6 protein-coding genes, 1 tRNA gene and 1 pseudogene are annotated in these 8,113 nt (G+C 65.4%); 5 read left to right on the top strand and 3 right to left on the bottom strand.

The genetic code is table 11. The annotated features are described in order from the left end of the window. Positions 1–262: 262 nt before the first annotated feature. Together ACWDUA_RS08655 and ACWDUA_RS08650 are read right to left on the bottom strand one after the other, a co-directional pair. Complete coding sequence (locus tag ACWDUA_RS08655; RefSeq protein WP_449750597.1) at positions 263–1,504, bottom strand: DUF222 domain-containing protein; 1,242 nt, start codon at positions 1,502–1,504, stop codon at positions 263–265. Between the two features lie 856 nt (positions 1,505–2,360). Further along, positions 2,361–2,980 (bottom strand): annotated as a pseudogene (locus ACWDUA_RS08650) (hypothetical protein); the annotation flags it as partial. 79 nt (positions 2,981–3,059) lie between these two features. On the opposite strand from ACWDUA_RS08650, the gene ACWDUA_RS08645 reads away from it, so the two are divergent. Beyond that, positions 3,060–3,776, top strand: coding sequence for a GntR family transcriptional regulator (locus ACWDUA_RS08645; protein WP_449750596.1), 717 nt, complete (start codon positions 3,060–3,062; stop codon positions 3,774–3,776). Between the two features lie 43 nt (positions 3,777–3,819). Here ACWDUA_RS08645 and ACWDUA_RS08640 read toward each other — a convergent pair whose 3' ends face one another. After that, positions 3,820–4,497, bottom strand: coding sequence for a VOC family protein (locus ACWDUA_RS08640; protein WP_449750595.1), 678 nt, complete (start codon positions 4,495–4,497; stop codon positions 3,820–3,822). A gap of 95 nt (positions 4,498–4,592) precedes the next feature. Between ACWDUA_RS08640 and ACWDUA_RS08635 the strand changes: the two genes are divergently transcribed. From ACWDUA_RS08635 to ACWDUA_RS08620, 4 genes are all read left to right on the top strand, one after another. Then, a tRNA-Thr gene (locus tag ACWDUA_RS08635) sits at positions 4,593–4,668 on the top strand. A gap of 262 nt (positions 4,669–4,930) precedes the next feature. Continuing rightward, positions 4,931–6,058 (top strand): NDMA-dependent alcohol dehydrogenase, encoded by a 1,128-nt coding sequence (locus tag ACWDUA_RS08630; RefSeq protein WP_449750594.1) that lies wholly within the window; start codon positions 4,931–4,933, stop codon positions 6,056–6,058. Between the two features lie 270 nt (positions 6,059–6,328). Continuing rightward, positions 6,329–7,012 carry a phosphoribosyltransferase gene (locus ACWDUA_RS08625; RefSeq protein WP_449750593.1) on the top strand — a complete coding sequence of 228 codons (684 nt, stop codon included), beginning with the start codon at positions 6,329–6,331 and terminating at the stop codon, positions 7,010–7,012. 110 nt (positions 7,013–7,122) lie between these two features. After that, complete coding sequence (locus ACWDUA_RS08620) at positions 7,123–8,001, top strand: sulfurtransferase (RefSeq protein ID WP_449750592.1); 879 nt, start codon at positions 7,123–7,125, stop codon at positions 7,999–8,001. Positions 8,002–8,113 lie beyond the last annotated feature (112 nt).

The following is an 8,113-nucleotide window of genomic DNA, read 5'->3' as shown; positions in this document are numbered from 1 at the left end:
AGCGAAGCGACGAGGCGAGTCGAAACCTCTGTCGGCCGAGCTCGCCGGCGCCACCACCCCGGAGGCGGTCACCACCCAACGCACGCTGCGGAGATTTCGACACGGGTCCTCGCGATGCTCGGTCCCGGCTCAATCAGCAACGGGCCGTCGACAAGTCGTGTCGAAACCCCCGCCGGCCGACGTCACCAACGCAACCAGCGGAGGCTCCGACACCCACCCCTATCTCTATGAAGTTCTCAAAGAACACAAGCTCTATCGACAGTCAGGCAGCATTCGGCAGTTCATCAGCGAACCGCCGGTTGTACGCCGGAATAGGACGACGACGCGGATCCACCACCTCGGGTGGGATCAGCCACGGATGGGAGTCGGGTCCCATGTAGACATCCCACCCGTTGTGGTGGACGTCGGCATGACACGAGGTGCACAACAGGCAACCGTTCGCGAGGTCGGTGGCACCACCATCCGACCAATGCGCGATGTGATGGGCCTGAGTCCGCGACGCCGGGGCACCACACTTGATGCAACACCGATCCCGCTCGAACAGGGCGCGCCGCTGACCGGCGGTGAACAACCGTTTCGACCGCGCCATATCCAACGGAACCCGTTCGCCGTCGACGATGGTCATCACCACCACACCGTCACACGTCGTTTCGAGGAGGGTGTTGCGGGTGATCGACCCACCGAACGCCAACTCGGTTTTGTTCGGTGCATCCGCAGGTACCGACAGGGTGATCAACGCTGCCGGTAGAGCGGTCACCGACCGTTCCCCGGCACCGGCGGCCATATCCACAACCATCTCCAAGGCGTCAGCGCGACGTCGGGGCGCTTCACGTGGGTCTGTCGAACCATCCGGCTGCGGGACGGGTGCCGAGAGTTTCTCGATCGCCGTCGCCAACTTCTCCCCGACAACAACATCCAGCGAACCGGACACCGACACCCGTCCATCGTCGGTGCGCCCGATATCCAGGGCGTTCAGGTTGCGGTCCTCTTTCGCGGGTCGTCCACCGTCGGTATCCGACGAGTGATGGTCCCCCAATTGATGTGCGCGTGCCATCACCTCGGCCGGTGTCGCCCCGGACAGGACTTGCGCCAACAGGTCTCCCTCAAAGGTCGCCCACGTGTCGGTGTCGGGTGGTTCTCCGGCGCGTAGTCCGATCTGATTCAGTCCGCGCACGATCGCGTCGACGTGTTCACCGGAGATCGCCCCGTCGGCAGCATGGTTCGACGTCCGCGCCACCACCGCCGAGGTCCCGATCCGCTGCATCCGGGCTGCGACGGCTGGCGCGAAGCCCATCTCGATCAACAAGGCGATCGGTTTGTGCCCATGCCGTTGCGCCAAACCCAGCCGGTCGAGGTGTCCGGCACCGGCGGCGGTGAGTGAGTCGACGAGGTTGGGTATGGTGACCAGTTTCTGCATGTCCGCGAAGATGACCTGCCCGGTCTGATCGTCGTCGAAACGACAATTGGTGAGTGTGTCGATAACGGTGTCCAGTTCCCCCTGCATGTGTTCTATTGTAGCGAACGTATAGGCGAAGAGCGGTCGAATTGTCAAGTTGATCAGTATTTGTGGATAAAGTGGGTCGACTGTTCACCGTGGGGGTTCGGGTTCACCTGTGGGGTTGTTGGGGACAACGTTGGCTGGGGAGATTTCGACTCGGGTCCTCGCTTCGCTCGGTCCCGGCTCAATCACCGTTCGGGACTATCCCACTCAATCGGCAAGAGGCGGTTGGTGGTTGAGCCGGTGAGGAGCGGAGCGACGAGGCGTGTCGAAACCTCCGGCGGCCGAGTTCGCCAACATGACCACCTTGGAGGTGGTTACGCATCCGACGTTGGCTGGGGAGATTTCGACACGGGTCCTCGCGATGCTCGGTCCCGGCTCAATCACCGTTCGGGACTATCCCACTCAATCGGCAAGAGGCGGTTGGTGGTTGAGCCGACGAGAAGCGGAGCGACGAGGCGTGTCGAAACCTCTGCCGGCCGACCTCGCCGGCGTAACCACCTCGGAGGCGGTCACGCACCCGACGTAGGCTGCGGAGATTTCGACTCGGGTCCTCGCTTCGCTCGGTCCCGGCTCAATCATCGTTGGGGGGTCCTCGCTCAATCGGCAACGGGCGGTTGGTGGTTGAGCCGATGAGGAGCGTAGCGACGAGTCGTGTCGAAACCTCTGTCGGCCGAACTCGCCGGCGTAACCACTTCGCAGGTGGTCACGCATCCGACGTAGGCTGCAGAGATTTCGACACGGGTCCTCGCTTCGCTCGGTCCCGGCTCAATCACCGTAGAAGGCGCGGCTGAATCATCAACGGGCCGTATATGTATTGGCGCCGCCTACGGAGCGACCGCAACGCGCAGTTTGCCGTCGTGGCGAGGAAGCCGATGGATCCGATCGCCAAGGCGCACGTACCGGCGACCGGACCCAACCCCAGTGCGGCGACGAACACCACTGCGAGGATGAGTTCAGGGACCGCCCGGACGACGAGAACCCATTCCCGAGCCAGCCAGTACACCACCGGATGCGGAGTCACGGTGCGGGCGAGCAGGATTCCCACCGGGATCGACAGCACCGACCGACGGCGGTGGCGACCAGTGCGATCGCGACGGTCTGCAGCGCGGCGTCGAACAGTTCCACGCCGAGCGCATCGAAATCGGGCGGGATCTTCCGGCCGAAGACCTCGAACGCGGGATCCACCCAGGTGAGCAGCGCCCACGGGGTGACCCCCAGGACCGCCATCGCCGTGACGGTCGACCCGGCGACGAGGGCACCGAAGCCGATGCGTACGGCGCGCTCGACACCCGACGGCATGCAGTGCCAGGGCGAGGATTCCGGGCAGCACACCGATCCCGAGTGCCCGCACGAACTGCACCGCAAACGCAGATCGGGTATGGCACGGCAGAACGTGATGACCGCACGCGCGACGGCCTGGACCGCCGGATGCGGGGTGCTGTTGCGCGCGGCCAGGAAGGCCAGCGGCACCGAGACGATCGTTCGGGTTCATTCTTCGAACTCCGGATGAACACTGGGTTTCCATTTGGTCTAGACCAATTCTCGCTACGATTTCCCCATGTCGCTGTCCGAGCAACCACGCGTGCTCAAACACCAGGTGGTCCGATCTCAGCTGGAAGAACTCCTCGAAGACCTCGTCGAGGGCGATCCTTTTCCGGCAGAGCGTGATCTCGCGGAGAGTTTCTCGGTATCACGCGAGACGGTCCGTCAGGCTCTGCGTGAGCTCCTCGTCGACGGCAAGATCGAGCGACGCGGCCGGATGACGGTGGTGGCCGGGCCCAAGATCCTGCAACCGCTGTCGATGGGTTCCTACACCGAGGCCGCTCGCGAACGCGGTATGGAGGCCCGCCGCATCCTGGTGGGCTGGACACCCATGACCGCCGATGCGGCGCTCGCGAACCATCTGGAGATCGCTGTCGGCGATCCGGTGATCCAACTCGAGCGTGTGTTCACCACCGGCAACGTCCGCGTCGGCCTCGAACGCACCCGGCTACCCGCCTACCGCTACCCCGGCCTGGAAGAAGGCTTCGAGGTCACCTCGTCGCTCTATGCCGAGTTCGGCCGGCGCGGGGTCCGGTTCGGCCGAACCGAGGACAACATCGAGGCCACTCTGCCCGACGCGCGGGAGGCCGCACTCCTGCACGTCGACGCGCGCACACCGATGTTCCTGTTCAATCGTCTGTCCTATGACGTCGACAACGTCCCCATCGAGCAGCGGCGCTCGCTGTACCGGGGCGATCGGATGACGTTCACGCAGACGATGTTCTCCGACTGATCACCCTGAACCACACCCCTGACCTGTGCATATCAGGGTGGTGTCAGGCCCCGTCTTCCTCGCGGTCCTGCCAGGTGCACAGGCAGATCTCGTTGCCCTCGGCGTCGGCGAGCACCCACCAGCCCGGCGCGAACTCGTCGGTCACCAGTCGTCCGCCGGCGTCGAGGCCTGCCTGGATGCGGTCGGCGACGACGTCGTGCGGTACCCACAGGTCGACGTGGGTGCGACTCCGCTCGGGTCGCGGCAAGTCCAGTTGCTGAAACCAGACCGGCGGCAGGATGCCGTCCGGGTCGGTCAGATCGGCCAGGGTGTGTTCCGGGTCGTCACGGTAGCCGAGCACTGCCCGCCAGAACGGCCGGATCCGCTCGGCGTCGGCGGTGTCGATGGCCACGTCGAATCGCGCCGGCGGCGCGGCCAACGGCTCGAGACCCATCTCGTCGGCGATCCCGGCGATCGCATTCGCCAGGGCGACGTCGGCGGCGGTGAGCCGACGCGAACTGTGCGTACTGACGGTGAAATGGACTGAGCCGTAACGCAGATCGACGTCGGGGTGATGGTCGGCGGCTTCTGCCGCCTCGATCACCCGGGCGACGAACTTCCCGCCGGTCACCATGTTGCGGGTGCGGTAGGCGGCCTGCAGGGCGTCGGCGATGACACGCCACGGTTCGGCGACCTCGTCGGACGCCGTGGCCGCGCTCACCGGAGTGCGTGGAGAGGACATACTCCGACGATACGACGCCTACCGCCCGGGGTGGACCCCGTTTTGGTTCCCGCGCGCACGCTCGCTACACTCGTGAGCGCTGCCTCGCGCAGCACGCCGCCCTAGCTCAGTCGGTAGAGCAATTCACTCGTAATGAATAGGTCAGGGGTTCGATTCCCCTGGGCGGCTCCACGGGCAACCGCAGGTGGGCCGCCCTCTGCCAGAGCGAGCTCCCGGTCGACCTCCACCGGCTCGTCGCCCAATGAACCCAACCGGATGCGCTCAGAGTCCTGATCGTCCGCATGAGGAATACAGTCGAAGCCCCTTTTCCGGGTAGTCGCGGCGTGCCGTTTACGCGAGCGCGCGGCACGCAGAGTGATCAGAAGCCACAAATCTCCTCGTTTTCATTTTAATTGTCATACCATTCGATAGGACTGATGAAAGGTAGGATGGAATGAAGACCAAGGGTGCGGTGCTGTGGGCCGAGGACGAAAGCTGGTCGGTCGAGGAGATCGAGCTCGGAGAACCCAAAGCCGGAGAGGTCATGGTGGAGATGGCCGCCTCGGGTCTGTGCCATTCCGATGAACATCTCGTACGCGGGGACTGGACGCACGACTACCCGGTCCTCGGCGGGCATGAGGGCGCCGGCATCGTGAAGCAGGTCGGCGCCGGAGTGACCAAGGTGAAAGAGGGCGATCACGTCGTCCTGTCCTTCATCCCGTCATGCGGCGAGTGCGAGGAGTGTCGAACCGGCCGCTACAACATGTGCGAAAACGGCCAGTACCTGCTCACCACTCATTCGATCGCCGACGGTACCGCGCGAGTACAGGCACGTGGCAAGGATGTGGTGCAGATGTGTCTGCTCGGAACCTTCGCGCCGTACGTCACTGTGCACGCCGACTCGGTGGTGAAGATCGACAAGTCCATCCCACTCGACGTCGCCGCGCTCGTTGGATGTGGAGTCACCACCGGATGGGGATCTGCGACCAAGGTCGGCAAGGTGGCACCCGGCGACACCGTCGTCGTCGTGGGGATCGGCGGGATCGGTATCAACTCTGTGCAGGGCGCGGTCGCGGCCGGCGCGAAGCGTGTCGTCGCGATCGATCCGGTCGCGTTCAAGCGTGCGTCAGCGGAGAAGTTCGGTGCGACTCATACCTTCTCGTCGATGGAGGAGGCACTCGGGCCCGTCACGGAAATGACCTGGGGCAAACTCGCCGACAAGGTGATCCTCACGGTTGGGGACATGGAAGGCGACATGATCCTCGCCGCCCAGCTGATGTTGAAGAAGGGCGGTCGGCTGGTCGTCACCGGACTCGGACCCGACAGCCTCGTGGACATCAAACTGAACTTGTTCTTGATGACGAACTACGAGCACGAGGTGAAGGGCGCGCTCTTCGGCGGGGCCAGCCCGCAATACGACATTCCGCTGCTGCTGTCGATGTATCAGGCGGGCAAGCTCAATCTCGATGACCTGATCACCACACGGTATCGGCTCGATCAAGTCGAACAGGGCTACCAGGACATGCGTGACGGTAGGAACCTGCGCGGGGTGATCATCTACACCGACGACGATCGGCTCTAGCCACACCGACGCTCGCCGATCTCCCTCATCGCTCGTTGACCGCCCGGGGGGCACCGACCCGGGATGTCAGGTACGGGGGCTCGGCGAGTCGGCGTCACATGCGGAAGGCCTCCGAGCGAGGTGGTGAGCTGTCCCCCGGGACCGCCCTGATCAGACCTTCGCGGTATTCGACCTCCGCGACACCGTTCCGCCGATCATGGTCGATTGACGCGCTCCCCAGGCCACGCTGCGGTGCTACCGTGAAAACTGATCCACCGAAGCGAGCCCGTCATGCATCGTCACGCCTTTTCTGAGCATCCGATCAGATTTCGGGATCGCGCGCATGCCGGTCGGATTCTCGCCCAGAATCTCGACCGCTTCACCGTCCACGACCGCGATCTGCTGGTGCTGGCACTCCCCCGTGGCGGTGTCCCCGTGGGCGTCCAGGTAGCCGAATACCTCAGTGCGCCACTCGATGTGATCACCGTCCGCAAGGTCGGGGTGCCGTGGCGGCCGGAGCTGGCAGCGGCCGCGATCGCCGACGACGTCCTGGTGCGCAACGAGGACGTGATCCGGAAGGCCAGGATCGACCCCGTGGCCCTACGCGACGCGATCGCACGGGAGCGGGTGGAACTGCGCCGACGCAACCTCGCCTACCGCGCCGACCGTCCGCCGGTCCCGGTGCGCGGGAAGACGGTGATCGTGGTCGACGACGGCATCGCCACCGGTGCGACGATGCGAGCGGCACTCACGGCGCTGCGCACGCTCGGCGCCGCGGAACTCGTCGCCGCCGTACCGGTCGGCCCCGCCGACACCCTCGCGGACCTGCGCACCGAGGTCGAGGTGGTGTGTCCGTCGTCGGTCACCCACTTCTACGGGGTCGGCGCCTCCTACGATCACTTCGATCAGCTCTCCGACGACGACGTCCGGCTCTCACTGGCCGGTGCACGGCGTCATCGCTATCCCGGATCGTGATCACCCACAAGGGTTGCTCGCAGTGAGATCGGTTTCTGTGCGTGGACGTTTTGTCCGCTCCTACCATCGGCACTGCCGCTTGGCCCCCGTTTTCCCGAAAGGCGACCCGAATGAGTTCCACCGTGCCCGCGTTGGTCGATGTCGACTGGCTGCGTGACCATCTCGATGACGATGCACTGGTGATCGTCGATTCCACGACCCACCTTCCCGTCCCCACCGACGGCCCCTACGTCCCCCGATCGGGAGCCGACAGCTACCGCACCGAACACATCCCGGGAGCGGTGTTCGCCGACCTGCTGACCGACTTCGCCGACGCCGACGCCACCCAGCCGTGGACCGCACCGGGCCACGAACGATTCGCCGCGGCCGCCGGTGCCCTCGGGATCGGTGAGGGTGCCACCGTCGTCGTCTACGACCAGCACGACGGATACTGGGCCACCCGCCTCTGGTGGCAGTTGCGCTTGGAGGGCTTCGATGACGTGGCCGTGCTCGACGGCGGCCTGCGTGCCTGGAAGGCCGCGGGACTCGAGGTGACCGACACCGAGTCGACACCGGTGGCGAGGACTTTCGTCGGGGAGCATCGGCCGGGGCTGATCCGCTCGACCGCCGACATCGCCGCCGCACTCGACGACCCGAACACCCTGTTGGTGAACGTGCTCGACGAGGCGACCTACCGCGGTGAGGTGGACACCTACGCCCGCCGCGGCCACATCCCGGGCAGCATCAACTTTCCGGTCTTCACGCTGCGGGACGCCGAGACCGGGGCCCTGCGTGCGATCGACGACCTGCGTGCCGAGTTCGAGAAGGCCGGACTGCTCGACACCGACCGCACCGTGGTGACCTACTGCGGTGGCGGGATCGCGGCGACCGGTGTCGCCCATGCCCTGGCCCTCGCAGGTCGCGACGACGTCGCGGTCTACGACGGATCGATGACGGCATGGGCCGCCGATCCGGAGCTTCCCCTGGTGACCGGGGAATCACCGCGCTGAGGTGACATCGACGCGGGGTGACATCGACGCGGGGTGACATCGACGCGGGGTGACATCGACGCGGGGTGACATCGACGCGGGGTGACATCGACGCGGGGTGACATCGACGCGG

This window comes from Gordonia sp. NPDC003376, from assembly GCF_053589235.1.
Note: the sequence above shows the minus strand (reverse complement) of the source record. Positions and strands in the feature narration are given on the sequence as shown.

Coding starts and splice junctions, on each gene's coding strand:
- ACWDUA_RS08655 (WP_449750597.1), bottom strand. CDS start 1,504: ATGCAGGGGGAACTGGACACCGTTATCGACACACTCACCAATTGTCGT.
- ACWDUA_RS08620 (WP_449750592.1), top strand. CDS start 7,123: ATGAGTTCCACCGTGCCCGCGTTGGTCGATGTCGACTGGCTGCGTGAC.
- ACWDUA_RS08645 (WP_449750596.1), top strand. CDS start 3,060: ATGTCGCTGTCCGAGCAACCACGCGTGCTCAAACACCAGGTGGTCCGA.
- ACWDUA_RS08640 (WP_449750595.1), bottom strand. CDS start 4,497: ATGTCCTCTCCACGCACTCCGGTGAGCGCGGCCACGGCGTCCGACGAG.
- ACWDUA_RS08625 (WP_449750593.1), top strand. CDS start 6,329: ATGCATCGTCACGCCTTTTCTGAGCATCCGATCAGATTTCGGGATCGC.
- ACWDUA_RS08630 (WP_449750594.1), top strand. CDS start 4,931: ATGAAGACCAAGGGTGCGGTGCTGTGGGCCGAGGACGAAAGCTGGTCG.